Genomic DNA, 25,898 nt, shown 5'->3' on the forward strand with positions numbered 1-25,898 from the left:
GGGTCACTTGGCGGAGCTGACCGGCTCCGCGCCGTCCTTCTCGCGGTCCGTCCCCGTCACCGGGGGCGGACCGCCCCGCCGCGGGGTCGACGCCGCCGGCTCCACCAGCTTCGGCAGGCGGTGGGGGCGGGAGCCGTACCAGAAGTAGGAGACGGCGAAGCCGAAGGACAGGCAGATCATGCCGCCGACCGCGTCCAGCCAGAAGTGGTTGGCGGTGGCGACGATGACGACGAGGGTCGCCGCCGGGTAGAGCAGGCCGAGGATCCTCGCCCAGGGCGCCCGGGCGAGCAGGAAGACGGTCAGACCGCACCAGAGCGACCAGCCGATGTGCATCGACGGCATCGCCGCGTACTGGTTCGACACGTGCTTGAGGTTGCCCGAGGCCATCGAGCCCCAGGTGTGGTGGACGAGCACCGTGTCGACGAAGTCCTGGCCGTTCATGAGCCGGGGCGGTGCGAGCGGATACAGGTAGTAACCGACCAGGGCCACACCGGTGGTCGCGAACAGGACCGTGCGGAACGCCGCGTAACGGCCCGGATGCCCTCGGTACAGCCACACCAGCACACCGATGGTCACGACGAAGTGCAGCGTGGCGTAGTAGTAGTTCATCGAGACGATCAGCCACGTCACCGAGTTCACGGCGTGGTTGACGGCGTGCTCGAAGGCGAGGCCGAGGGAGCCCTCGGTCCGCCAGATCCAGTCGGCGTTCCGGAGCGCCTCGGCCTTCTGCTCCGGCACCGCGTTGCGGATGAGCGAGTACGTCCAGTAGCTCACCGCGATGAGCAGGATCTCGAACCAGATGCTGGGGCGCCGGGGCGAGCGCGCGCGCAGCCGCGCGAGCCTTCCCTCGTCGGCCACGATGGGTGACGACGGGGTCGTCCGGCTGTCCAAGCTCTTCACGGTCGTTTCACCCATAGCGAGAGAGTCTGCCAGATCCCGCCCCCCGACCGATCATCCCTCGGTCGGGTTCCGGGTGCACCCGCTCCCCCTCAGGAAGGAGTGCGCGCGGACGCCGGAGCCGACGCGGTGGAGCCGCGAACCACCAGCTCGGGCATGAAGACGAACTCGGAGTGCGGGGCCGGGGTGCCCCCCACCTCCTCCAGGAGCGCGCGGACCGCGGCCTGCCCCATCGCCTGTACCGGCTGCCGGATCGTGGTGAGCGGCGGGTCGGTGAACGCTATGAGCGGAGAGTCGTCGAAACCGACGACCGAGACGTCCCGGGGGACGTCCAGACCCTGCTGCCGGGCGGCCCGGATCGCGCCGAGCGCCATCATGTCGCTCGCGCAGACGATCGCCGTGCAGCCGCGGGAGACCAGCGCCCCGGCCGCGGCCTGGCCGCCCTCCAGGGTGTAGAGGGAGTGCTGGATCAGCTCCTCGGACTCCTCGGGGGAGAGGCCGAACCGCTCCGCCATGCCCTGCTGGAAGCCCTCTATCTTGCGCAGCACCGGCACGAACCGCTTCGGCCCGACGGCGAGGCCGATGCGGGTGTGCCCGAGGGAGGCCAGGTGCGTCACGGCCAGTCGCATCGCCGCCCGGTCGTCGGGGGAGACGAAGGGGGCCTGCACCTTCGGGGAGAAGCCGTTGAGGAGGACGTAGGGGACGCCCTTGCCGCGCAGCTGGTCGTAGCGCGTCATGTCGGCGGTGGTGTCGGCGTGCAGGCCGGAGACGAAGATGATGCCGGCGACGCCGCGCTCCACCAGCATGTCGGTGAGCTCGTCCTCGGTGGACCCGCCGGGGGTCTGGGTGGCGAGGACCGGGGTGTACCCCTGCCGGGTCAGGGCCTGCCCGATGACCTGGGCCAGGGCGGGGAAGATCGGATTGTCCAGCTCGGGGGTGATGAGACCGACGAGTCCCGCGCTGCGCCGGCGCAGACGCACGGGCCGCTCGTAGCCGAGCACGTCGAGCGCGGCAAGGACGGACTCGCGGGTGGCGTTGGCCACCCCCGCCTTGCCGTTGAGCACGCGGCTGACTGTGGCCTCACTGACCCCCGCCTGGGCTGCGATGTCGGAGAGCCGCGCGGTCATGAGAACGGACTGTACCGGTCACGGGGCGTGTTGCCCACCGTCGCTCCGCAGTCGGCCCGAACGCCGTCCTGCTGCAAGGCCTTGCAGTCCCCGCCGGCGCCTTGCGGGGGCTTTCGGGCGGAAAGGGGGCCCGTTCTCCCCTGTCAAGCGATCCTTCGGCAACCTTCGGGACACGTGAATGTAACGATCGCCGGACCTTGCAGAAAGTTCTCGCAAGGTCTTTCGGCTCGTTTTCATCCCTGTTACGTTCCTGGCAACCCGGAGCGCCGCGAGGGAGCGGTCGCATGAGGAAGGTTCCAGCCCCTCGTCACCCCCGGGATCATCGAAGGAGTTCACATGCGGCGTGGCATAGCGGCTACCGCGCTGGTCGCGGCCCTGGGCGTGACCCTGGCGGCGTGCGGCGGCAGCGACAGCGGTTCCAACGGCGGCTCGAAGGGCTCGGGCGAGCTCTCCGGCACCGTGACCTGGTGGGACACCTCCACGGTCGGCTCCGAGGACAAGGTCTTCAAGAAGGTCGCCGAGGACTTCACCAAGGCGCACCCCAAGGTCACCGTCAAGTACGTGAACGTGCCCTTCGGCGAGGCCCAGAACAAGTTCAAGAACGCCGCGCAGTCCGGCTCCGGCGCGCCCGACGTCATCCGCTCCGAGGTCGCCTGGACCCCCGAGTTCGCCGACCTCGGCTACCTCGCCCCGCTGGACGGCACCCCGGCCCTCAAGGACCAGGACGACTTCCTCAAGCAGGCCGCCGCCTCCACCAAGTACAACGGCAAGACCTACGCCGTCCCGCAGGTCATCGACTCCATGGGCATCTTCTACAACAAGAAGATCTTCAAGGACGCCGGCGTCACGGTTCCCAAGACCATCGACGAGCTCAAGTCCGTCTCCGCCAAGATCAAGCAGAAGACCGGCAAGACCGGCCTGTACCTGCGCGGCGACGACGCCTACTGGTTCCTCTCCTTCCTGTACGGCGAGGGCGGCGACCTGGTCGACGCCGACAACAAGAAGATCACCGTCGACAACCCGGCCGGCGTGAAGGCCTTCAAGGTCGTCAAGGACCTGGTCGACTCCGGCGCGGCCAAGACGGACGCGACCGACGGCTGGAACAACATGCAGACCGCCTTCAAGGAAGGCAAGGTCGCCATGATGATCAACGGCCCCTGGGCCGTCGCCGACACCTACGCGGGCAAGGAGTTCGCCGACAAGGCCAACCTGGGCATCGCCCCGGTCCCGGCCGGCTCGGGCGGCCAGGGCGCCCCGCAGGGCGGCCACAACCTCGCCGTCTACGCCGGTTCCAAGAACCTCGACGCCTCCTACGCCTTCGCCGAGTACATGACCTCGGCCGAGACCCAGGCGAAGGTCTCGAAGGAGCTCAGCCTGCTCCCCACGCGCGAGTCGGTCTACATCAAGCCGGACGTCGCGACCAACGAGATGATCTCCTTCTTCAAGCCGGTCGTCGACAAGGCCGTCGAGCGCCCCTGGATCCCGGAGACCGGCAGCCTCTTCGCGCCGCTCGTCACCGAGTACACCAAGGTCCTGACCGGCCAGACCACTCCGGAGACGGGAGCCAAGACGGTGGGCGACGGCTACCGCAAGCTCCTGAAGGACTGGAAGTAACAGGAAGGCAGGCCGGCTGATGGCCGTGGACACCACCGGCCAGTCGGTGGCGAAGGCCGCGGGCGACGTCGTCGCCCGCGGCCGGAGCCGCGGAACTGGCAGTCACCGGGGCGCGGCGAAGCGCTCCCTCTCCACCCACTGGTACGCCTGGGCGATGGTCGCCCCGGTGACGATCGTGATCGCCGTGATCATCGGCTACCCGCTGGTCCGCGGCGTCTACCTGTCGCTGACCGACGCCAACGAGCGGAACGTCGCGCGGTCGATCGGTGTCAACGAGATCCCGGCCACCTACGAGTTCGTCGGTCTGGACAACTACACCGACGCGATCACGGGGGGCCAGTTCCTCGGGACGCTCGGCTGGACGGTCGTCTGGACCGTGTCCTGCGTGGCGCTGACCTTCGCCCTCGGCCTCGGCCTCGCCAACATCCTCAACCGCAGGATCGTCGGCCGCTCCGCCTACCGGCTGATGCTGATCCTGCCCTGGGCCGTGCCCGGCTTCGTCTCCGTCTTCGCCTGGCGCTTCCTCTACAACCAGGACAACGGCCTGCTCAACAAGGTCCTCGCGGGCGGCGGCATCGACGCCGTCCCGTGGCTCAACGACCCGACCTGGGCCAAGCTCTCGGTCATCGCGACCAACGTCTGGCTCGGCGTCCCGTTCATGATGGTCGCCCTCCTCGGCGGACTCCAGTCCATCCCCGGCGAGCTGTACGAGGCCGCCGAGATGGACGGCGCGAGCGCCTGGCAGCGCTTCCGGCACATCACCATGCCGGGGCTCCGGTCCGTCAGCACCACCGTGATCCTGCTGAGCACCATCTGGACCTTCAACATGTTCCCGGTGATCTTCCTGCTCACCCGCGGCGGGCCCGGCGAGGCCACCCAGATCCTCGTCACCCAGGCCTACAAGTTCTCCTTCGAGGTCAGCCCGCGCGACTTCGCCCAGTCGTCCACGTGGGGCGTGCTCATCCTGGTCCTCCTGATGGTCTTCGCCGCGTTCTACCAGCGCGTCCTCCGCAAGCAGGGAGAAGTCTGGTGACCACCACGACCCCCGCCCCCCAGACCCCGAACGCCCCGATCCGGGGCCGCCGCTCCCCGCTCGCCTCGGTCGGTCTGCACGTCACGCTGATCGTCGCCTCCGTGATCGCCGTCTTCCCGGTGCTGTGGGTCCTGCTGACCTCGCTGAAGCCGGCGAAGTTCGCGACCACCACGGACTTCTTCAGGGAGACGACGCTCGAGAACTACACGAACCTGCTGGACGACACCCCGTTCCTCACCTGGTTCGGCAACTCGCTGCTCGTCGCCGGTCTCACCACCGTCCTCGGCGTCTTCGTCTCCGCCACCACGGGCTACGCCGTCAGCCGCTTCCGGTTCCCCGGCAAGCGCGGCCTGATGTGGACGCTGCTCATCACCCAGATGTTCCCGGTCGCCGTCCTGATCGTGCCGATCTACAACATCATGGCGACGATGGGCCTGCTCAACCAGCCGGTCGGCCTGGTCATCACGTACCTGACCATCGCCGTCCCGTTCTGCGCGTGGATGATGAAGGGCTTCTTCGACACCATCCCGCGCGAGATCGACGAGTCCGGCTACGTCGACGGCCTCACCCCGTTCGGCACCTTCTGGCGGCTCATCCTGCCGCTCGCCAAGCCGGGCATCGCGGTCACCGCCTTCTACTCCTTCATCACCGCCTGGGGCGAGGTCGCCTACGCCTCCGCCTTCATGGTCGGCGACGAGAACCTCACGCTCGCCGGCGGACTCCAGAAGTTCGTCAACCAGTACGGCGCCCAGTGGGGCCCGATGTCCGCGGCCTCCGTGCTCATCGCCGTCCCCGCCGCCCTGGTGTTCCTCTTCGCCCAGCGGCACCTGGTCACCGGCATGTCCGCCGGCGCCGTCAAGGGCTGACGGTTGAACGCCCCACCTGTACGCCCCTCCTTACCTCCCAGGGAAGACATGACCCAGCATCTCGCCACCCCGGCCGACGCCCCCACCACCGGCACGCACACGGGCTGGTGGAGAGACGCCGTGATCTACCAGGTCTACCCGCGCAGCTTCGCCGACGGGAACGGCGACGGCATGGGGGACCTGGAGGGCGTCCGCAGCCGGCTGCCGTACCTCAGGGAACTCGGCGTCGACGCCGTCTGGCTCTCCCCGTTCTACGCCTCGCCGCAGGCCGACGCAGGCTACGACGTCGCCGACTACCGGGCCATCGACCCCATGTTCGGTTCGCTCCTCGACGCCGACGCGATGATCCGCGAGGCCCACGAACTGGGCCTGCGCATCATCGTCGACCTGGTCCCCAACCACTCCTCCGACCAGCACGAGTGGTTCCAGCGCGCCCTGCGCGAGGGCCCCGGCTCGGTGCTCCGCGAGCGCTACCACTTCCGCCCCGGCAAGGGGAGGAACGGCGAACTCCCGCCCAACGACTGGGAGTCCATCTTCGGCGGCCCCGCCTGGACCCGTACGGAGAACCCGGACGGCACCCCCGGAGACTGGTACCTCCACCTCTTCGCCCCGGAGCAGCCCGACTTCAACTGGGAGCACCCGGCCGTCCGCGACGAGTTCCGCTCCATCCTGCGCTTCTGGCTCGACATGGGCGTCGACGGCTTCCGCGTCGACGTCGCCCACGGCCTGGTCAAGGCCGCGGGCCTGCCCGACATCGGCGCCCACGACCAGCTGAAGCTGCTCGGCAACGACGTCATGCCCTTCTTCGACCAGGACGGCGTCCACGAGATCTACCGCTCCTGGCGGCAGATCCTCGCCGAGTACGACGGGGAGCGCATCCTCGTCGCCGAGGCCTGGACCCCGACCGTCGACCGCACCGCGAACTACGTGCGCCCCGACGAGATGCACCAGGCCTTCAACTTCCAGTACCTGGGCACCCACTGGGACGCCGCCGAGCTCCGCGCCGTCATCGACGCCTCGCTCGACGCGATGCGCCCGGTCGGCGCCCCCACCACCTGGGTGCTGTCCAACCACGACGTCACCCGGCACACCACCCGCTTCGCCAACCCGGCGGGCCTCGGCACCCAGCTCCGCGAGGCCGGCGACCGCGGGCTCGGCCTGCGCCGCGCCCGCGCCGCGACCCTGCTCATGCTGGCCCTGCCCGGATCCGCCTACGTCTACCAGGGCGAGGAGCTCGGCCTGCCGGACGTCACCGACCTGCCCGACGAGGTCCGGCAGGACCCGTCGTTCTGGCGGGCCAGCGGCCAGGACGGCTTCCGCGACGGCTGCCGGGTGCCGATCCCGTGGACCGTCGAGGGCTCCTCGTACGGCTTCGGCGACGGCGGCTCCTGGCTGCCGCAGCCCGCGACCTGGAGCGCACTGAGCGTCGAGGCGCAGACCGGCGACCCCGGCTCCACCCTGGAGCTGTACCGCAGCGCGCTCGCCGTCCGGCGCGAGCGCCCCGAACTCGGTGCGGGCGAGTCCGTCGAGTGGCTGGAGGCGCCCGAGGGCGTGCTCTCCTTCCGCCGCGACGGGTTCGTCTGCACCGCCAACACCACCGGCCGGGCCATCACCGTCCCGCTGCCCGGCCGGTATCTCCTCTCCAGCGGGGAGGTGGGCGGCCCCGCCGCGGAGGGGACGGTGGAACTGCCCGCCGACACCACCGTCTGGTGGGCGGCGTGACGATCCCCCTGCCGCGGGGCGCCGGGAACGGCGCCCCGCGGCTCGCGGACATCGCCGCCCAGTCCGGGGTCAGCGAGGCCACCGTCAGCCGGGTCCTCAACGGCAAGGCGGGGGTGGCCGGCGCGACCCGGCACAAGGTCCTCGCGGCGCTCGACGTGCTCGGCTACGAGCGTCCCGTACGGCTCAAACGCCGCAGCGCGGGCCTCGTCGGGCTCGTCGTGCCCGAGCTGACCAACCCGATCTTCCCGGCCTTCGCGCAGGTCGTCGAGCAGGTCCTCGCCGGGCACGGCTACACCCCGGTCCTCTGCACCCAGATGCCCGGCGGTGCCACCGAGGACGAGCTCGTCGACCAGCTCGTCGAGCGCGGGGTGGCCGGCATCGTGTTCCTCTCCGGGCTGCACGCGGACGCCACCGCCGACCCCGCGCGCTACGCCCGGCTGACCGAGCGCGGCGTCCCGTACGTCCTCATCAACGGCTACAACGAGCACGTCGACGCCAACTTCGTCTCCCCGGACGACCGGGCCGCGGCCAGGATGGCCGTCCGGCACCTGGTCGAGCTGGGCCACGAGCGGATCGGCCTCGCCATCGGCCCCACCCGGTACGTGCCCTCGCGCCGCAAGGCCGAGGGCTTCACCGCCGAGCTGTACGAACTCCTCGGCGTCGACCGGGCCGAGGCCGAACGGTTCATCAGACCCACGCTCTTCGGCGTCGAGGGCGGGCACGCCGCCGCCGACATCCTGCTGGGCGAGGGCTGCACCGGCATCGTCTGCGGCTCCGACCTGATGGCACTCGGCGTGATCCGCGCGGTCCGCGCCCGGGGCCTGGACGTGCCCCGGGACGTCTCCGTCGTCGGCTTCGACGACTCGCCGCTCATCGCCTTCACCAGTCCGCCGCTCTCCACCGTGCGCCAGCCCGTGCAGGCCATGGCGACGGCGGCCGTCGGCGCGCTCCTGGAGGAGATCGAGGGGAACCCGGTGCAGCGCACGGAGTTCGTCTTCCAGCCGGAGCTGGTGGTGCGCGGTTCCACGGCGCAGCCGCCCGGCCGGCTCCCGCACGTCCTTTCGTAACAAGTCATGCCGGGGCGTCCGGAGGGTTGACCGGGCGCCGGGGCACTCATACGGTCACGGCTGAAAACGGTTGCTGAACTTTTCGGCAACTTCTTGCGACAGTGAAGTCAGCAGGAGGAGACATGGCCAGAAAGACCGTGGCAGCTGCACTCGCCCTCGTGGCGGGAGCCGCTGCGGCCGTCACGGGCAACGCCCCGGCGCAGGCCGCCCCGCCCGGCGAGAAGGACGTCACCGCGGTGATGTTCGAGTGGAACTTCGCCTCGGTCGCCCGCGAGTGCACCGACCGCCTCGGCCCCGCCGGATACGGATACGTCCAGGTGTCCCCGCCCCAGGAACACCTCCAGGGCGGCCAGTGGTGGACCTCGTACCAGCCGGTCAGCTACAAGATCGCCGGACGTCTCGGCGACCGCACCGCCTTCAAGAACATGGTCGACACCTGCCACGCCGCGGGCGTGAAGGTCGTCGCCGACTCCGTCGTCAACCACATGGCGAACGGATCGGGCACGGGAACGGGCGGGACCCCGTTCTCCAAGTACGACTACCCCGGCCTCTACTCGGGCGCCGACATGGACGACTGCCGGGCCACGATCTCCAACTACCAGGACCGGGCGAACGTCCAGAACTGCGAACTGGTCCAGCTCCCCGACCTCGACACCGGCGAGGACCACGTCCGCGGCACGATAGCCGGCTACCTCAACGACCTCCTGTCGCTCGGTGTCGACGGCTTCCGCATCGACGCCGCCAAGCACATGCCGGCCGCCGACCTCGCGAACATCAAGTCCCGGCTGACGAATCCTTCCGTCTACTGGAAGCAGGAGGCCATCCACGGCGCCGGCGAGGCCGTCTCCCCGAGCGAGTACCTCGGCAACGGCGACGTCCAGGAGTTCCGCTACGCCCGCGACCTCAAGCGGGTCCTGCAGAACGAGAAGCTCGCCTACCTCAAGAACTTCGGCGAGGCCTGGGGCTACATGCCCTCCGGCCAGTCCGGCGTCTTCGTCGACAACCACGACACCGAGCGCCAGGGCGACACCCTCACCTACAAGGACGGCGCGAACTACACCCTCGCCTCCGTCTTCATGCTCGCCTGGCCCTACGGCTCCCCGGACGTCCACTCCGGCTACGAGTGGACCGACAAGGACGCGGGCCCGCCGAACAACGGCCGGGTGAACGCCTGCTACAGCGACGGCTGGAAGTGCCAGCACGCCTGGCGCGAGATCTCCTCCATGGTGGCCTTCCGCAACACCGCCCGCGGGCAGGCCGTCACCAACTGGTGGGACAACGGCGGCAACGCGATCGCGTTCGGCCGCGGCTCCAAGGCCTACGTGGCGATCAACCACGAGACCTCGGCCCTGACCCGCACCTTCCAGACCTCCCTGCCCGCCGGCGGCTACTGCGACGTCCAGTCGAACACCGCCGTCACGGTGAACGCCTCCGGCCAGTTCACGGCCACCCTCGCCGCGAACACCGCGCTCGCCCTGCACACCGGGGCCGTGAACTGCGGCACCCAGCCGGCCACCGCCGGCGCCTCCTTCAACGTGAACGCCACCACGGTCACCGGCCAGAACGTCTACGTCACCGGCAACCGCGCCGAGCTCGGCAACTGGGCCCCCGCCTCCGCCCTCAAGCTCGACCCGGCCGCGTACCCCGTCTGGACGCTGACGGTGAACCTGCCCGCCGGAACGGCCTTCGAGTACAAGTACGTCCGCAAGGACGCGGCCGGGAACGTCACCTGGGAGTCCGGCGCCAACCGCACCGCGACCGTCCCCGCCTCGGGCCGGATCGTCCTGAACGACACCTTCCGCAACTGAGCCTCCCCCTCGCAAAGGGCCGTCCCGCCGGGGCGGCCCTCTCTTCCCGTACCTCCAGGGAGCACCCCCGTGATACGCAAGAGAACGGCGGTCGCGCTGGCCGCCGCGCTGTGCGCCGCCCTCGTGCCCGCCGTCCCCGCGACGGCCACCGCCGCCGGCAGGACGCCCGCCCCGCCCTCCGACCGGTCCCTCGCGGCCCAGCCGGCCCGCCAGGACCTCACCCGCGAGCAGTTCTACTTCGTCCTGCCCGACCGGTTCGCCAACGGCGACGCCTCCAACGACCGGGGCGGGCTCACCGGCAGCCGCCTGGAGACCGGCTTCGACCCCACCGACAAGGGCTTCTACCAGGGCGGCGACCTCAAGGGCCTGACCGCGCGGCTCGACTACGTCAAGGGCCTCGGCACCACCGCGATCTGGATGGCGCCGATCTTCAAGAACCGGCCCGTCCAGGGCACCGGCAAGGACGCGTCCGCCGGCTACCACGGCTACTGGATCACCGACTTCACCCAGGTCGACCCGCACTTCGGGACCAACGAGGACCTGGAGAGGCTGATCGCCGCCGCCCACGCCAAGGGCATGAAGGTCTTCTTCGACGTCATCACCAACCACACCGCCGACACCGTCGACTACGCCGAGAAGAAGTACGGCTACCGCCCCAAGGGCGCCTACCCCTACCTCGACGCCTCCGGCCGCCCCTTCGACGACCGGACCGCGATCGGGAAGGTGGACGCGGACTCCTTCCCGTACGCGCCGACGACGACCGGCGGCAAGGTCCCGTCCTGGCTCGACGACCCCACGATGTACCACAACCGGGGCGACTCCACCTGGGTGGGGGAGTCCGCCGAGTACGGCGACTTCGTCGGCCTCGACGACCTGTGGACCGAGCGCCCCGAGGTCGTCGACGGCATGAAGAGGATCTACGAGAAGTGGGTCCGCGACTTCGACATCGACGGGTTCCGCATCGACACCGTCAAGCACGTGGACCTCGACTTCTGGACGCAGTGGGCCACCGCCCTCGACGCGTACGCGAAGAAGCGGGGCCGCGAGGACTTCTTCATGTTCGGAGAGGTGTACTCCGCCGACACCGCCGTCACCTCCCCGTACGTCACCCGGGGCCGGCTCGACGCCACCCTCGACTTCCCCTTCCAGGACGCCGCCCGCGCCTTCGCCTCCCAGGGCGCCGGCGCCGACCGCCTCGCCCGGGTCTTCGCCGAGGACTACCGCTACACCACCGACAAGGCCAACGCCTACGAGCAGGTGACCTTCCTCGGCAACCACGACATGGGCCGCATCGGCACCTTCCTCCAGCAGGACAACCCGAACGCCTCCGACGAGGAACTCGTCCGCCGCGACCGCCTCGCCAACGAGCTGATGTTCCTCTCCCGGGGCAACCCGGTGGTCTACTACGGCGACGAGCAGGGCTTCACCGGCCCCGGCGGCGACAAGGACGCCCGCCAGACCCTCTTCGCCTCGAAGACCGCCGACTACCTCGACGACGACCAGCTCGGCACCGACCGCACCCACGCCTCCGACGCGTACGACACCACGCACCCGCTCTACCGCTCGATCGCCGCCCTGTCGAAGCTCACCCGGGAGAACCCGGCCCTCCGCGACGGCGTCCAGCGCGAACGGTACGCCGAGGGCTCCGTCTACGCCTTCACCCGCACCGACCCGAAGACGCGGACCGAGTACCTGGTCGCCGTCAACGGCGCCACCACCCCGAAGACCGTGACCGTCCCCGTCGACTTCACCGGCCTGCGCACCCTGTACGGCGGCCGGGGCGCCGTCGCCGCGAAGGACGGCAAGGTCACCGTCACCGTCCCGGCCCTCTCCTCCCTCGTCCTCAAGGCCGACGCGCCGCTCCCGGCTCCCGCCGCGAAGCCCACCGTGACGCTGAAGGCCCCGGCCGCCGGCTCCACCGGCACCGTCGAGCTCTCAGCCGACGTCACCGGCGACGTACTCGACCGGGTCGTCTTCGCCGCCCAGGTCGGCGACGGCCGCTGGGAGACCCTCGGCACCGCCGACCACGCCCCCTACAAGGTCACCCAGCACGTCACCGCCCCCGCCGGCACCGCCCTGCGCTACAAGGCCGTCGTCGTGGACGGCGCGGGCCGCACCGCGAGCGCCCTCGCCGCCACCACCGCCGGCGCGCCCCCGGCCCCCGAGAAGCCGGTCGCCGTCGAGCGCCCCTACGCCGTCGTGCACTACCGGCGCGAGGACGGGGACTACGACGGCTGGAAGCTGAGGGCCGCCGACCAGGAGACCGCCTTCACCGGCCGCGACGCCTTCGGCGCCTTCGCCTGGGTCAAGGTCCCCGAGGGCGCCTCCACCGTCCCGTACACCGTCGAGAAGGACGGCACGGCCGACGGCCCGCAGCGCAGCATCAACCTCGGCCGCACCGGCGAGGTCTGGATCACGCGGGGCGCCGACGGCCAGTCCGACACGAACCCGGCCCCCGCCACCCCGGAGAGGTCCAAGGCCGTCATCCACTACCAGCGGGCCGACGGGAACCACGACGGCTGGGGCCTCCACACCTGGACCGGCGCCGCCCAGCCCACCGACTGGTCCAAGCCCCTCATGCCGGCCCGCTTCGACGCCTACGGCGCCGTCTACGAGGTCCCGCTCACCGAGGGCGCGAGCTCCCTCTCGTACATCCTCCACAAGGGCGACCAGAAGGACCTGCCCACCGACCAGTCCCTCGACCTCGCCACCTACGGCCACGAGGTCTGGCTGCTCGGCGGACAGCCGAAGTACCTCCTCCCGACCGTCGGCGGCACCCCGAACCTCGACCTCGGCAAGGCCGAGGCCCAGTGGATCGACCGGAACACCGTCGTCTGGAAGGTGAAGGCCACCGACGCCACCAGCCAGCAGCTGGTGTACGCGAAGGACGGCGGGATCACCGTCACCGACGGCGCCCTGAACGCCGAGGGCCAGTGGCTCCGCCTCACCCCGTCCGCGCTGACCGACGCCCAGAAGACCGCGCACCCCCACCTCGAGGACTACCCGGCCTTCACCGTCGACCCGCGCGACGCCGACCGCGTACGGGACTCCCTGCGCGGCCAGCTCGTCGCCACCCAGCGCGCCGCCAACGGCGCCCTGCTCGCCGCCACCGGCGTCCAGACCGCCGGCGTCCTCGACGACCTGTACGCGGCGAAGGCCACGAAGGCCGCCCTCGGCCCCGTCTTCCGCGGCGGACGCCCCACCCTCTCCCTGTGGGCCCCCACCGCCCGGACCGTCTCCCTCGAACTCGACGGGAGGACCGTGCCCATGCGGCGCGACCCCGCCTCCGGCGTCTGGTCCGTCACCGGCCCCCGGACCTGGACGGGCAAGCCGTACCGGTACGTCGTGAAGGTCTGGGCCCCGAGCGCGCGGAAGGTCGTCGAGAACCGGGTCACCGACCCCTACTCCACCGCCCTCACCACCGACTCCGCCCGCAGCCTCGTCGTCGACCTCGCCGACCCGAAGCTCGCCCCCACCGGCTGGAGGACCCTGAGGAAGCCCGCCGCCGTGCCGCTGCGGGACGCCCAGATCCAGGAGTTCCACATCCGGGACTTCTCGATCGCCGACCCCACGGCGAAGGCCGACCACCGGGGCACCTACCTCGCCTTCACCGACCGGGACAGCAAGGGAGCGCGGCACCTCCGCGACCTCGCCGCCTCCGGCACCTCCTACGTCCACCTGCTCCCGGCCTTCGACCTCGGCACCGTCCCCGAGAAGAAGTCCGACCAGGCCGCCCCCGCCTGCGACCTGAAGGTCTACGCCCCCGACTCCGAGGAGCAGCAGGCCTGCGTCACCGCCGCAGCGGCCAAGGACGCCTACAACTGGGGCTACGACCCCCTGCACTACACCGTCCCCGAGGGCTCCTACGCCACCGACCCCGAAGGCACCCGCCGCACGGTCGAGTTCCGGCAGATGGTCCAGGCCCTCAACGGCGACGGACTGCGCACCGTCATGGACGTCGTCTACAACCACACCGTCGCCGCCGGACAGTCCGACAAGTCCGTCCTCGACCGGATCGTCCCCGGGTACTACCAGCGCCTCCAGGCCGACGGCTCCGTCGCCACCTCCACCTGCTGCGCCAACACCGCGCCCGAGAACGCCATGATGGGCAAGCTCGTCGTCGACTCGGTCGTCACCTGGGCCAGGGAGTACAAGGTCGACGGTTTCCGCTTCGACCTCATGGGCCACCACCCGAAGGCCAACATCCTCGCCGTCCGCAAGGCGCTGGACGGGCTGACCGCGGAGAAGGACGGCGTCGACGGGAAGGCGATCGTCCTCTACGGCGAGGGCTGGAACTTCGGCGAGGTCGCCGACGACGCCCGCTTCGTCCAGGCCACCCAGAAGAACATGGCCGGCACCGGCGTCGCCACCTTCTCCGACCGGGCCCGCGACGCCGTGCGCGGCGGCGGCCCCTTCGACGAGGACCCCGGCGTCCAGGGCTTCGCCTCCGGCCTCTACACCGACCCCAACGCGTCGAAGGCCAACGGCACCCCGGCCGAGCAGAAGGCCCGCCTCCTGCACTACCAGGACCTCATCAAGGTCGGCCTGAGCGGCAACCTCGCCGAGTTCGCCTTCACCGACACCTCCGGGCGCGCGGTCAAGGGCTCCGAGGTGGACTACAACGGCGCCCCCGCCGGATACGCCGCCGCCCCCGGCGACGCCCTCGCCTACACCGACGCCCACGACAACGAGTCCCTGTACGACGCGCTCGCCTTCAAGCTGCCGGCGGACACCTCCCCGGCCGACCGCGCCCGCATGCAGGTCCTCGCCATGGCGACGGCCACCCTCTCCCAGGGCCCGGCCCTCTCCCAGGCCGGCTCGGACCTGCTGCGCTCCAAGTCCCTGGACCGCAACTCCTTCGACAGCGGCGACTGGTTCAACGCCATCCACTGGGACTGCCGCGACGGCAACGGCTTCGGCCGGGGCCTGCCGCCGGCCGCCGACAACAAGGCCAAGTGGTCCCACGCCAAGCCGCTGCTCGTCGACCCGGCCCTGACCGTCGGCTGCGAGCAGATCGACGGAGCCTCCGCCGCCTACCGGGACCTGCAGAGGATCCGCACCACCGAGCCGGTGTTCTCCCTGGCCACGGCGGACCGCGTCCAGCAGGCCCTGTCCTTCCCGCTCTCCGGCCGCGACGAGACCCCGGGCGTCATCACCATGCGCCTCGGCGACCTGGTGGTCGTCCTCAACGCGACCCCGAGCGGCACCTCGCAGAAGGTCGCCGACCTGGCCGGGAAGGGCTACCGCCTGCACCCGGTCCAGGCCGGCGGCTCCGACGCCGTGGTGAGGACGGCCGCGTACGAGTCGGCCACGGGCACCTTCACGGTCCCGGCGCGGACGGTCGCGGTCTTCAAGGCGAGCTGATCACGGGCCCGGTCCTGGAGGCGGGCCGACCACGACCCCCGCCTCCAGGACCGGCCGATCGCAGGGCCGATCCTCAGGACCGGCCGAACGCGGGCCCTGGCGCGGCCGCCGTCACGCCAGGGCCTTCTCCATCAGCCGCACCGCGTACCGGCGGCCGTCCGCCCCGACCTTCTCCAGGCGCGGGGCGGCGTCCGTGTACCCGGCCTCCTCGTAGTACGGCCCCAGGGCCGGGTTCCGCGCCTCGCAGTCCAGCCGGGCCAGCGTCCGGCCCGAGGCCGCGATCCGCTCCTCCGCGTGCGCGAGGAGCGTCCGCCCCGCGCCGGCGGGCGCCGTCTCCCGGTCGGTCATCAGCCGGTGCACGTACCCGGCCACCGGCGGCTGCGGCCCCCAGACCTCCCGGTCCTCCCACCACAGCTCGTACGCCCCCACGGCCCGCCCCGCCCGCTCGGCGATCCAGACCTCGCCCTCGGCGATCCGCGCGCGGAAGTGCTCGGGGCCCCGCGCCCCCGGCTTCCACTGCTCGATCCCGCTGCGCACCATCCAGTGCGCCACCCCGTCGAACAACCCCGCCAGAAGGTCGAGATCGCGCTCGTCCGCCTGCCGGAAGGTCACTTGTGTATCCACGGCCCCCACCGTAAAGGTGTGGCCGGACATCCGACATCCCCGCTCTTCCGGCCAGGAGTGACCCCATGCCGCAGATCACCGTCGACTACTCCGCGCCCCTCGACCGGCGCGGCTTCGCGCTCGCCCTGCACCCGCTCGTCGTGGCGACGGTCGACGCGGAGACCGACGCCTGCAAGACCCGGTTCCGGGAGGTCGAGGAGCTGGTCGTCGGCGACGGCGCGACCGACGACGTCCTCGTGCACGTCGAGATCGCCCTGCTGCCCGGCCGCACGGACGAGGCCAAGGCGCGGCTCTCGGAGGCCGTCCTCGCCCTGCTGCCCGCACACCTCAAGGCCGGCGAGGGCGTCAGACTCTCCGTCGAGGTCCGCGACCTCGACGCGTCCTACCGCAAGGGCTGATCGGGCACGACGAGCGTGGCCCGCGGCACCAGCGCGACGAGGCGGCCCACCAGGTCCCCGAAGGGCCCGTCGGCCGGCTCGTCGGCGAGGATCCGGACCAGGACCTCCGCCATCTCCGCGTCGTGCGCGGCGCTCACCGCGGCCAGCGCGGCGAAGTCGTGCACGAGCTGGAGCTCCAGCTCCGCGCGCGGGATCCGTCGGCCGTCCAGCCACAGCAGCGCCGTCGACTCGGCGAGCGACACCCAGGAGCGGACGACCAGTTCGAGCCGGGCGGTGGGCTCCTCGACCGCCAGATGGGCCAGGATCTGCTCGTACGCGGCCTGCCGGACCTCGTCGATCATCGCGTTCGTCGTGGACGAGCCCACCGCGGGCCCGCCGCGCATCAGCGCCGCGAAGCCCGGCCCGTGCTCGTCCACGAAGTCGAAGAACCGGCCCATCACCCGCAGCAGCCGCGCCCCGAGCGGCCCGTGCGGCGGCTCCACGAAACGGGCCGCCAGCTCGTCCGCCGCCCGCCGCAGCGCCGCCTCGTAGAGGCTCTGCTTGCCGGGGAAGTAGTGGTAGACCAGCGGTCGCGAGATGCCCGCGGCCGCGGCGATCTCGTCGATGGACACGTCGTCGGGAGAGCGGTGGCCGAAGAGTTCGAGGGCCACCCCGATCAACTGCTGCTTGCGCTCCTCGACGCCCATCCTGCGGCGCACCCCGGTCGTCATACGAACAGCCTAACCGCGTCCGTTACGCTCCTGCCCCATGAGCGCTTCCGACCAGGACACCCCGACTGCCGAGGCCCCGGAGGCCGACGAGCCCAGGAAGGCCGAGCCCGGGAAGGGCGAGCCCAACGAGGTCGACGGGCCGGGGAAGGCCGAAGAGGCCCAGGAGGGCCCGGAGTCCCCCGAAGTCCGTGAGGAGTCCTCGGAGTCGGAGGAACCGGAGGAGCCCGGGGGGGCCGGGGAGCCGGACCGGTCCTCGGAGGCCGTCGGAGACGCCGCGCACGGTGGGGGACTCACCCCGAAGCAGGCGCGGCGGTTGCGCGTCGCCGCCGCGTCCGTGCTCCTGGTCGCCCTGGCCGTGGTGCTCGTCATCCGGCTCGCGAGCCGCACGTCCGTCCTGGTCGTCGGCGTGTACGGGCTCGCCATGATCCTCTGCGGGATCGTGATCGAACTCTCCCGCAACGGCCGCACCCGCCTCGGCACCTGGCTCCTGGCGGCCGGCCTCCTCACCGCCCTGGCCCTGGACTGGCTGGTCCTGCCGTAAGGGACTAGAGGTCCAGGACGAGCCGCTTCCCCGCGCAGCGCGAGACGCAGATCAGCATCGAGTCGCCCCGCTCGTCGTCGGTGAGCAGCTCGTCGCGGTGGTCGATCTCGCCCTCGATCACCCGCTGCCGGCAGGTCCCGCAGAAGCCCTGCCGGCAGGAGTACGTGAGACCGGGCAGCTCCTCGCGGACCGCCGACAGGAGCGACTGGTCGGCGGCGACCGTCAACGTGCGCCCGGAGCGCCGCAGTTCGACCTCGAAGGCGGTGCCGCCGACCGTCTCCGCGGCCGTGAAGCGCTCCAGGCGCGGCGTCCTGCCCTCCGGCATCGCCGCGCCCACCGCGTCCATCAGACCGTCGGGCCCGCAGCAGTAGACGGCCGTCCCCTCGGCCAGGTCCGCGAGGAACTCCAGCGCGGGGAAGCCGGATTCGTCCTCGGCGACGACGGTCACCCGGTCGCCGCCCAGCGCCTCGACCTCCGTCAGGTACGGCATGGTGGCCCGGCTCCGCCCGCAGTACACGAGCCGCCAGTCCGCCCCGGCCGTCTCGGCGGCCCGGAGCATCGGCAGGACCGGGGTGATGCCGATGCCGCCGGCGACGAAGACGTACGCGGGGGAGTCGACCAGTGGGAAGCGGTTGCGGGGGCCCCGGATCTCGATCTCCACGCCCTCGTGGAGCCGCTCGTGCACCTCGTGCGAACCGCCCCGGCCGTCCTCGACGAGGCGGGTGGCCACCGTGTACGTCGACGGGTCGCCGGGGTCTCCGCAGAGTGAGTACTGCCGGACGAGCCCGGAGGGCAGGACGAGGTCGATGTGGGCACCGGGCTGCCAGGCGGGCAGGCCGTCCCCCCGCAGGCGGAGTTCGACGACTCCCTCGGCGGGCGTGGTGCGTCCGGTGACGAGGACCTTGCGCGGGACGGTGCTGCCCCGGCCGTGGCCGGAGACGGGCACGTCGAGGGCGGGCATCGGCCAGAGCGGAGCGGTGCTCATCCGGCTGCGGACGGCGCGGCGGACGAGCAGCGCGGCCCCGGCGGCCAGGGCGACGGTGGTGAACCGGGGCATCAACGGCCTCCGTTGGCGCCGGGGGAGGAGGCCAGGTAGGCCATGGCCTGCGCGGTGTCGCCCTCCTGGGAGGGGTGGTAGGCGCGGCTGAGGTAGCGCGGTACGGAGCGCAGCATGGCCGGGGTGGAGGGCAGCACGCCCTGCCGTCCCTTGCGGACGAAGTCCGTGAGGGAGACCTTCGGGTCGAGCAGGCCGGGGTCGTTCTCCATGAAGAAGCGGATCCCCCGCTGCCAGAGGAAGGCCAGCGCGGAGAAGGCGAGCGCCCAGGTGCGGGCGCGGCGCCGGTAGCCGCCGTCGAGGTGCGTGAAGAGGTCGAAGGCGACCGCGCGGTGCTCGACCTCCTCCGCCCCGTGCCAGCGCAGCAGGTCCAGCATGGTCGGGTCGGCGCCGACCCGGTCGAGCGCGTCGGCGTTGAGGACCCAGTCGCCGAGGAAGGCGGTGTAGTGCTCGATGGCGGCGATCAGCGCGACCCGCTCCATCAGCCACCAGCGGCGCGGCCGGCCGGGCGGCAGGGTGCGGTCGCCGAGGAGCTTCTCGAAGAACCAGTCGACCTGCGCGGTGTACGGGGTGGGGTCGAGGCCCAGCTTCCGCAGGTGGGGGAGGACGTCGTCGTGGGCCTGGGAGTGGACGGCCTCCTGGCCGATGAAGCCGATGACGTCCTCGCGCAGCCGGTCGTCGGTGACGTACGGCAGCGCCTGCTTGTAGACGTGGACGAACCAGCGCTCGCCGGCCGGCAGCAGCAGGTGCAGCACGTTGATCGTGTGGGTGGTGAAGGGGTCGCCCGGTACCCAGTGGAGCGGTGTCTGCTCCCAGTCGAAGGAGACCTTGCGGGCCTTGAGCTCGACGTGCTCCGACGCCACCGGTGCAGGCTGCGTATTAGACATGATGTCAATGTACTGAGGGGTAGGGCGTGGCAACAGGCCCGTGCGCCGTCTTTTCGCTCCCGTCGCCCCGGGTCACCGCAGGGCCGGCCGCCGCGTGCCGTCCCCCAGGGTGCCGTCCAGGTCCGCCCGCGCGCCCGCCGTCGCCCGGACCGCCAGGAGCGGTCCGGCCGAGCGGCCCTTCACCCCGCCCGAGACCTCCAGGGACGTGAAGTCCGGGCTGCCCGCCGCCAGGACGAACCAGCCGCCGCCCGGCGCCTTCCACAGCACGCCCGCGAGGACCCGGGGATCCCGCACCCCGCAGGCCGGCGAGCCCTCGGAGCGGGCCGCGAGCGCGGCCGGGACCTCGGGCGAGGGCACCAGGAACTGGGCGAGGACCCGACTGCCCGTGCCCCGCCAGGTCTCCGCGCGCGTGCACACCCAGGTGCCGTGTCCGGCACCCCCCGGCAGCGACTGCCGTGCGAAGCGCCAGGCGTTCACCGACCGCACCCCGTGTGCCCGCACCGCCGCCAACTGGCACGCCGTCCGCGCCCAGGTCTCCCGCGCCTCCGCCCCCGTCGCGTCCACGGGCGCGGCGGGCGGCCCCCACAGCAGCCGGGCCGGGACCGGTTCGCCCAGGTCGGCGAGGAGCCGCGTCCCCGAACCGTCCCGCACCTGGAGGGCGTTCCAGCGGGTGCAGCCGCCGGTTCCCGCGCGGCTCGGCACGGGATCGGTCACCCCGTCGGCGTCCCGCACCAGCGGCCGGGGCTCCTTCGTGGGCGCGAGGAGGTCCCGCACGGCCGTCCCGCGCACCCACGGGGCCGTCAGATAGCGGACGTTGCCCGCCGCGCGGGAGACGACCAGCGCCGCCGGACCGACCGGCTCGGCCGCGTCCGTCCGCGCGAAGTCCAGCGCGGCCCCCGCCGCCCCTTCGACCGGCTCCGCGTACCGCACGGCCCGCAGCCCGTCGTGGAAGAACACCACCCGCAGGGCGTCGACCCGCCCCGCGAACAGCAGCTGCGGCGGCCCCATCGGCGGCCCGACGGGCGTCCCGGGCGTCGCGGAGGACCGCACGGAGCGGCCGGGCCGGGCCCACACGGCGAGCGCCCGCCGCAGCAGCGCGCTGTCGCCGGTCAGACCGCCGCGCGCGGGCCACACCGAGAGGTCCTGCCGCGTCGACCCCGGCCAGACCGCCGGATCCACCCGCTTGACCGCACCGGGGTCGAGGGCGGCCTCGGCGGCGGGGTTGCGGGCGTACGAGGGCGCGGCAGCACCGTTTCTGCCCCAGCCGTCCCCGGGCAGCCCGAGCAGCGTCCCGCACACCGTGAGCGCCACGACGGCGACGAACGCGGCCCGGGCGTGCTGCCGCCGCCGCACCAGATCGGTCGGCCGCGCCTGCAGGGCGCACGGATCGAACTCGTCGGACTCCAGCAGGGCGGCACCACCGGAACGCCGGGGGAGGCCGGCCGCACCCGGGGCACGGGGCGGCCCGGAGGCGGGGTCCCCCGTCACGTCCCGGGCGTCCGCGGCCCGGGCGTCGGCGTCCAGCGCGTCGGCCTCCGCCAGGGCCGCCGCCGGGTCCTCGACGCCCGCCGCCGCCAGGACGCGCAGGACCTCCGGGTCGCCCTGGCGCTCCAGGCCGCGGAGCACGTACGCCGCCCGGCCGGGACCGGAGAGCCGGGACAGCCGCTGGTCCAGGGCGAGCTCGTCGGCGCCGCCCACCCGGGGGAAGAGCCGGAGCCCCCACACGTGCGGGAGCAGCGGCGGGAACTGCGCCCGGCGCGGCAGCGCGAGGCGCCGGAGCGGCAGCCCGGCGATCAGCGCCTGCCGCAGCACCTCGCCCCGCACGTACGCGTACCCCGGATCCACCGCGTCCTCGTCCCGCCGCGGACCGGGCACCGCCGGGCCCGGGACCCGGCGGCGGGGCAGCGACCGCTGGACGAGGGCGTGCGCGGTCAGCACCCGGCGGTTGCGGCCGAGCGCCGGCGGCAGGACCAGATAGGCGATGCGGACGAGCCGCGGATACCGCTCGACGAGCGCGGCCTCGGCCTGTGCGACGTCGACGGGGCCCACGGGCGAAGGAACGAGATCCTGGGTGCTCACGTTCAGCAGAACGAGCGATTCTTCCGATGGTCACCCCGGGCCCGCAGGGGGGGCGGTTCAGGCCGCCGGGACCGTCAGGCGCTCGCGGATCAGCTCCGTCACCGCGTCCGGGACGCCGAGGCCCTCCCGTACGTACTTCTCCATCGAACCGTGCCGGACCGCCACTTCTTCGAGCCCCGCGTCCAGGTACTCCGGCAGGACCCCGATCAGTTCGAGCGCGAGCTCCGGGTCGCCGCCCTGGGCCGTGAAGCCCTCGATCATGGGCGCGAACGCCAGCCGCACCGCCGGGTTGACCGCCAGGTACTCGGCCCGCACGGTCTGCTCGTCCGCACCGAGCAGGGACAGGACGACCGTCGCCGCCCAGCCCGTGCGGTCCTTGCCCGCCGAGCAGTGGAACAGCAGCGGCCCCGCGCCCGGCGCGCCCAGCTCGTCGAGCAGGGCGCGGTAGGAGGCGCGGGCGGAGTCGCTGGAGACGAAGGTCCGGTAGGTCCGGGCGAAGGCCGCCCGCACCCGGCCGCCGCCGAGGTGCTCCTCGGCGAGCGCCGGATCGGCGAGCAGGTCCTTCAGGCGCGCGGCGGGCGGCAGTCCGCTGCCGGCCAGGTAGTCGGCGAGGACGTCCGCGACCAGCAGCCGGGCGCCGGGCGGCAGCCGGTCGGGCCGGTCGCGGCGCTCGGTCTCCGTCCGGAAGTCGACGACGGTACGGATGCCGAGCCCGGCCACGGCGGGCTCGGCGGGGTCGAGCCGGTCGAGCAGCGCGGAGCGCAGGACGAGGCCGGGCCGGACCGAACGCCCGTCCCCCAGCGGCAGGCCGCCGAGATCACGGAGGTTGGCGACGGAGGCGGCGGGGATGGCGGGCATGGCGTCGACTCCTCCGATTCGTGCGCTTTCCTGTCGAACGGTAATGGATCGCCCCGAACGAGGCAGTCCCACACGAACGCGCCACGTCCCGCGTGCTGAGCGGCCGCTCCACCGGGACGGCGCCCACCGGGCCCCTGTGGCGGGCGGCCGTTCCGCCAGGGCGTTGCCCCCGTCCACCCCGCTGCGGGCTGCGCCCCCCTGTTGCGGGCAATCGTCCCGCCCAGCGGGACGATTGCCCACACGGCGGGTGGCGGGGGGGCACCGTCCGGCGGGCGCGCGGCCCGCGCCGGTGTGCCGTCTACCCCTTCGGGAGCGCCGCCAGGACCTCCGCCTCCCGTTCCGGGGAGAGGCCGGAGCCCTGTCGGTCCGGGCGTCGGGGCGCGACGCCGCCGAGGGACTCCAGCCACGCCCAGGTGTCCGCGACCGTCTCCTCCACGGGACGGCAGCGCAGCCCGGCCGCGAGCGCCCGGGAGACGTCGGCGGTGTGCATCGCGTCGTACGTCTCGCCCGGCGGCAGCCACACCGGGAGCTCCGTCCAGGGCGCCGCCCCGGCCGCGAGGAGCGCCTCCGGCTCCGTCCAGCGCAGCTCGGCGTCGGACCCGGTCACCCGGACGCAGGCGTCGAGCAGCCCGCCCATGGTGGTGTGCCCGGACGGCGAGACGAGGTTGTACGGCCCCGAGAGCCCGGCGGCCACCGCGTCCAGCGTCCATGCGGCGAGGTCGCGGACGTCGACGTACTGGACCGGCAGCGCCCGCGGCCCGGGGGCGATGACGGAGCCGCCGCGCGCGATCCGGCCCAGCCACCAGGGGAGCCGGCCCACGTTCTCGTACGGGCCGAGGATCAGGCCCGCCCGGACGAGCAGCGTCCGGTCGGGCCCGAAGGCGGCGGTGGCGGCGAGCTCGCCGCCCCGCTTGGACTCCGGGTAGGGCACGTCCCCGTCGTCCGGGGAGCCCTCCACCAGCGGGCCGTCCTCCGCGAGCCCGGCGGCGGGCGGCCAGGCGTGCACGGAACGGCTCGACACGTACGCGTACCGCCCCACCCGGTCCGCGAGCAGCCGGGCCGCGTCCCGGACCGCCGAGGGCGCGGCCGACCAGGTGTCCACGACGGCGTCCCAGGAACCGGTGGCGAGCGCGGCGAGGCCGTCGGGGGCCGTGCGGTCCCCGATCAGCGACACGGCCCCCGCCGGGGCCGGGTGCCGGCCCCGGTGGAAGACCGTCACCTCCCAGCCCCGTGCGAGCGCGTCCTCGACGACCGCGCGGCCGACGAACTCCGTACCTCCGAGCATCAGCAGTCTCATGGTCCGAGCCTGCCCGGCGGGCCCGGCCGGGACCGGGGAGTTCCGCTCCCGGAGGATTCCGCCAGCGGAGGAACAGGGGTCCCGGCGGTCGGGTCGGACGGTCCGGTCAGGGGGTGTACTTGTAGCCGACCCGCCGCACCGTCTGGATCGTGTGGCGGTGCTCGGCGCCCAGCTTGCGGCGCAGCCGGGCCACGTGCACGTCGACCGTCCGGCCGTCGCCCACGTGCCCGTACCCCCACACCGTCGTGACCAACTGGTCGCGCGTGTGCACCCGGTGAGGATGTGCCACCAGGTGGGCGAGCAGCTCGAATTCGAGGTACGTCAGGTCGAGCGCCTCCCCGTCGACGAGGGCGATCCGCTGGACGCCGTCGATGGTCACCGGCCCCTGCTCCTCCGCGGTGACGGGAGCCGGGACCGGAGCGGGGGCGGCGGGCAGGTGCGGCTGCTGGTCGGCCGGGACGAGGACGAGGTACCCGACCATCGGCGGTCGCCCCGGCAGCGTCGGCAGCGCGTGCTGGGGCGCGGGCAGCAGGGTGGCGCCGGGCGGCAGGAAGTCCGCCACCTGGGAGAGGTCGACGACCTCGTTGGGGTCGACGGCGCGCAGTCGGTGCCGGCCGGGACGGACGGCGGCGAGGGGAGCGGCCTGGAGGGGGGCGGTCTGGGTGTGGGCCATGGCAAGTCAGCTCTTTCGCGCGGGGAACGGACGGAGGGGTCTCGTACGTCGTGCGCGTGGGCCGAAGGCCGGGATCGGACCGTACCGATCGGGGCGTTAGAGGGCCGACGCGTTCCTCACGCGTCGACAGCACCGGTCGAAGTCGTGGTGCTGACGGGAAGGCCAGAACGGCTCGAGGTCGTGGCGACCCGTCGCGGTGTCGTTCTGCATGATGGCCATATCCCTATTAAACCAGGAGGGAAACGAGCTGAGCACCCCCTGTCACGTCACACCCCTCGACCGGCCGGAAACCGACGGCGGCCCGTCGACCGCCCGCACCCTCAACCCGTCAGCCGTCTGCGCCAGTCCAGCCCCGTGACCAGGACCGTCTGCTCCGGGTCCCCGTCCCACCGCACGCTCAGCCCCTGCCCGCGCAGAGCCCCGGCCACCTCCTCGCCGACCGCCGCGGCCGTCTCCGCCGAGCCGTCGAACCCGCCGTACAGCAGGCGCAGCGGCCCGCCGTTCGCCGCGCCCTCGGTGCACCAGGTGGGAAAGAACACGAACCCGCGCGCCCGGTCCGCGCCCTCCTCCGCGCCGATCTCCGCCGTGCCGCAGGACCGGCAGCACGTGAAGTGCTCGCGGGCGACGATTCCGGCCGCGTCCAGCTCGGCGAAGGCGGCGGTGACGCGCTCCGGGTCGGTCGTGCCCTCCCAGCCGGCCGTCTCCCCGACCCGTTCCAGCCACAGCCGGTCGACCAGCGCCTCGGCCTGCTCCAGGGACACCGGGTGCACCGTCGGGTCGAACACGTCCTCCTGGGCGGTCCGGGTCAGCCGCTCCCGGTCGTCGTAGCCGCAGACGAGCAGCGAACGCACCCGTTGCTCGAGTCCCTTCCGTATCTCCTCGGGGAGTTCGGGGACGGCCGGGCCGGGTGGGAAGCCCGTGTTCTTCCAGGGCGCCCCGGCGTCCCGGCCGGCCTCGCCGCGCGCCCAGGCCGTCAGGACCTCCGCGACCCGCTCCGGAGCGTCGAGCCGTGTCTCGAAGTGCCGTTCGGGCGCGCCGGCCCGGTGCTCCAGCCGGAAGTCCCCGCCGGCGGCGTGCCACACCTGGGCGTAGACGGACGGCAGGTCCGGTATCCGCTGCAGGACCAGGAAGCGGTCCCGCTTGGCGCCGATGCGCCGTACGAGCCCGGACAGGTCCTCCTCGGACGGCCGGACGTGCTTCTCCCCGTTCTCGGTCTCCACCGTGATGTCGAGCACGGCCCCACTGTCGCAGGCGGCACCGACAACGCGGCAGGGGCGCC

The 25,898-nt window shown here is 72.7% G+C and carries 20 protein-coding genes; 9 read left to right on the forward strand and 11 right to left on the reverse strand.

What is annotated here, in order from left to right; all coding sequences use genetic code 11:
- Positions 1 to 3 precede the first annotated feature (3 nt).
- Together ACZ66Z_RS14505 and ACZ66Z_RS14510 are read right to left on the reverse strand one after the other, a co-directional pair.
- Positions 4 to 915: a phosphatase PAP2 family protein gene (locus tag ACZ66Z_RS14505; protein ID WP_469934307.1), complete on the reverse strand. Its 912-nt coding sequence runs from the start codon at positions 913 to 915 to the stop codon at positions 4 to 6.
- 74 nt (positions 916 to 989) lie between these two features.
- Positions 990 to 2,024: a LacI family DNA-binding transcriptional regulator gene (locus tag ACZ66Z_RS14510; RefSeq protein ID WP_469934308.1), complete on the reverse strand. Its 1,035-nt coding sequence runs from the start codon at positions 2,022 to 2,024 to the stop codon at positions 990 to 992.
- A 336-nt stretch (positions 2,025 to 2,360) separates the two neighbouring features.
- Here ACZ66Z_RS14510 and ACZ66Z_RS14515 point away from each other — a divergent pair, with 336 nt between their 5' ends.
- The 7 genes from ACZ66Z_RS14515 (at position 2,361) to pulA (ending at position 15,498) form a co-directional block, all read left to right on the forward strand.
- A complete protein-coding gene (locus ACZ66Z_RS14515; protein WP_469934309.1) occupies positions 2,361 to 3,638 on the forward strand; it encodes an extracellular solute-binding protein in 1,278 nt (425 codons plus the stop codon).
- Between the two features lie 19 nt (positions 3,639 to 3,657).
- Complete coding sequence (locus ACZ66Z_RS14520) at positions 3,658 to 4,671, forward strand: carbohydrate ABC transporter permease (protein ID WP_469934310.1); 1,014 nt, start codon at positions 3,658 to 3,660, stop codon at positions 4,669 to 4,671.
- A complete protein-coding gene (locus ACZ66Z_RS14525) occupies positions 4,665 to 5,537 on the forward strand; it encodes a sugar ABC transporter permease (RefSeq protein WP_469934555.1) in 873 nt (290 codons plus the stop codon). The genes ACZ66Z_RS14520 and ACZ66Z_RS14525 overlap by 7 nt, the downstream gene beginning before the upstream one ends.
- Positions 5,538 to 5,585: 48 nt before the next feature.
- Positions 5,586 to 7,259, forward strand: coding sequence for a glycoside hydrolase family 13 protein (locus tag ACZ66Z_RS14530; RefSeq protein ID WP_469934311.1), 1,674 nt, complete (start codon positions 5,586 to 5,588; stop codon positions 7,257 to 7,259).
- Entirely contained in the window at positions 7,247 to 8,326 is a 1,080-nt protein-coding gene (locus tag ACZ66Z_RS14535; RefSeq protein WP_469934312.1) for a LacI family DNA-binding transcriptional regulator, read from the forward strand. The genes ACZ66Z_RS14530 and ACZ66Z_RS14535 overlap by 13 nt, the downstream gene beginning before the upstream one ends.
- 122 nt (positions 8,327 to 8,448) lie before the next feature.
- Complete coding sequence (locus ACZ66Z_RS14540) at positions 8,449 to 10,134, forward strand: carbohydrate-binding module family 20 domain-containing protein (RefSeq protein ID WP_469934313.1); 1,686 nt, start codon at positions 8,449 to 8,451, stop codon at positions 10,132 to 10,134.
- Between the two features lie 69 nt (positions 10,135 to 10,203).
- Positions 10,204 to 15,498, forward strand: a complete 5,295-nt coding sequence (gene pulA, locus ACZ66Z_RS14545) for a pullulanase-type alpha-1,6-glucosidase (protein WP_469934314.1) — start codon at positions 10,204 to 10,206, stop codon at positions 15,496 to 15,498.
- 111 nt (positions 15,499 to 15,609) lie between these two features.
- Here pulA and ACZ66Z_RS14550 read toward each other — a convergent pair whose 3' ends face one another.
- Positions 15,610 to 16,122, reverse strand: coding sequence for a GNAT family N-acetyltransferase (locus ACZ66Z_RS14550; protein WP_469934315.1), 513 nt, complete (start codon positions 16,120 to 16,122; stop codon positions 15,610 to 15,612).
- 65 nt (positions 16,123 to 16,187) lie between these two features.
- Here ACZ66Z_RS14550 and ACZ66Z_RS14555 point away from each other — a divergent pair, with 65 nt between their 5' ends.
- Entirely contained in the window at positions 16,188 to 16,520 is a 333-nt protein-coding gene (locus ACZ66Z_RS14555; protein WP_469934316.1) for a 5-carboxymethyl-2-hydroxymuconate Delta-isomerase, read from the forward strand.
- On the opposite strand, the gene ACZ66Z_RS14560 is transcribed toward ACZ66Z_RS14555, so the two are convergent.
- A complete protein-coding gene (locus ACZ66Z_RS14560) occupies positions 16,505 to 17,230 on the reverse strand; it encodes a TetR/AcrR family transcriptional regulator (RefSeq protein WP_469934317.1) in 726 nt (241 codons plus the stop codon). The genes ACZ66Z_RS14555 and ACZ66Z_RS14560 overlap by 16 nt on opposite strands.
- A gap of 37 nt (positions 17,231 to 17,267) precedes the next feature.
- Between ACZ66Z_RS14560 and ACZ66Z_RS14565 the strand changes: the two genes are divergently transcribed.
- Entirely contained in the window at positions 17,268 to 17,771 is a 504-nt protein-coding gene (locus ACZ66Z_RS14565; protein WP_469934318.1) for a hypothetical protein, read from the forward strand.
- Positions 17,772 to 17,775: 4 nt separating this feature from the next.
- Here the strand turns inward: ACZ66Z_RS14565 and ACZ66Z_RS14570 are convergent, their stop codons facing one another.
- The 7 genes from ACZ66Z_RS14570 to ACZ66Z_RS14600 form a co-directional block, all read right to left on the reverse strand.
- Complete coding sequence (locus ACZ66Z_RS14570; RefSeq protein ID WP_469934319.1) at positions 17,776 to 18,828, reverse strand: PDR/VanB family oxidoreductase; 1,053 nt, start codon at positions 18,826 to 18,828, stop codon at positions 17,776 to 17,778.
- Positions 18,828 to 19,712 carry a metal-dependent hydrolase gene (locus ACZ66Z_RS14575; protein WP_469934320.1) on the reverse strand — a complete coding sequence of 295 codons (885 nt, stop codon included), beginning with the start codon at positions 19,710 to 19,712 and terminating at the stop codon, positions 18,828 to 18,830. The genes ACZ66Z_RS14570 and ACZ66Z_RS14575 overlap by 1 nt, the downstream gene beginning before the upstream one ends.
- Before the next feature lie 72 nt (positions 19,713 to 19,784).
- Positions 19,785 to 21,791 (reverse strand): hypothetical protein, encoded by a 2,007-nt coding sequence (locus ACZ66Z_RS14580; protein ID WP_469934321.1) that lies wholly within the window; start codon positions 21,789 to 21,791, stop codon positions 19,785 to 19,787.
- 57 nt (positions 21,792 to 21,848) lie between these two features.
- Entirely contained in the window at positions 21,849 to 22,649 is an 801-nt protein-coding gene (locus tag ACZ66Z_RS14585; protein WP_469934322.1) for a tyrosine-protein phosphatase, read from the reverse strand.
- Positions 22,650 to 22,947: 298 nt separating this feature from the next.
- Positions 22,948 to 23,946 carry an NAD-dependent epimerase/dehydratase family protein gene (locus ACZ66Z_RS14590; protein ID WP_469934323.1) on the reverse strand — a complete coding sequence of 333 codons (999 nt, stop codon included), beginning with the start codon at positions 23,944 to 23,946 and terminating at the stop codon, positions 22,948 to 22,950.
- Positions 23,947 to 24,052: 106 nt separating this feature from the next.
- A complete protein-coding gene (locus ACZ66Z_RS14595; RefSeq protein WP_469934324.1) occupies positions 24,053 to 24,619 on the reverse strand; it encodes a winged helix-turn-helix domain-containing protein in 567 nt (188 codons plus the stop codon).
- A 320-nt stretch (positions 24,620 to 24,939) separates the two neighbouring features.
- Entirely contained in the window at positions 24,940 to 25,854 is a 915-nt protein-coding gene (locus tag ACZ66Z_RS14600; RefSeq protein WP_469934325.1) for a DUF6891 domain-containing protein, read from the reverse strand.
- Between the last annotated feature and the right edge of the window lie 44 nt (positions 25,855 to 25,898).

The sequence above is a fragment of the Streptomyces sp. NPDC107498 genome, assembly GCF_055582805.1.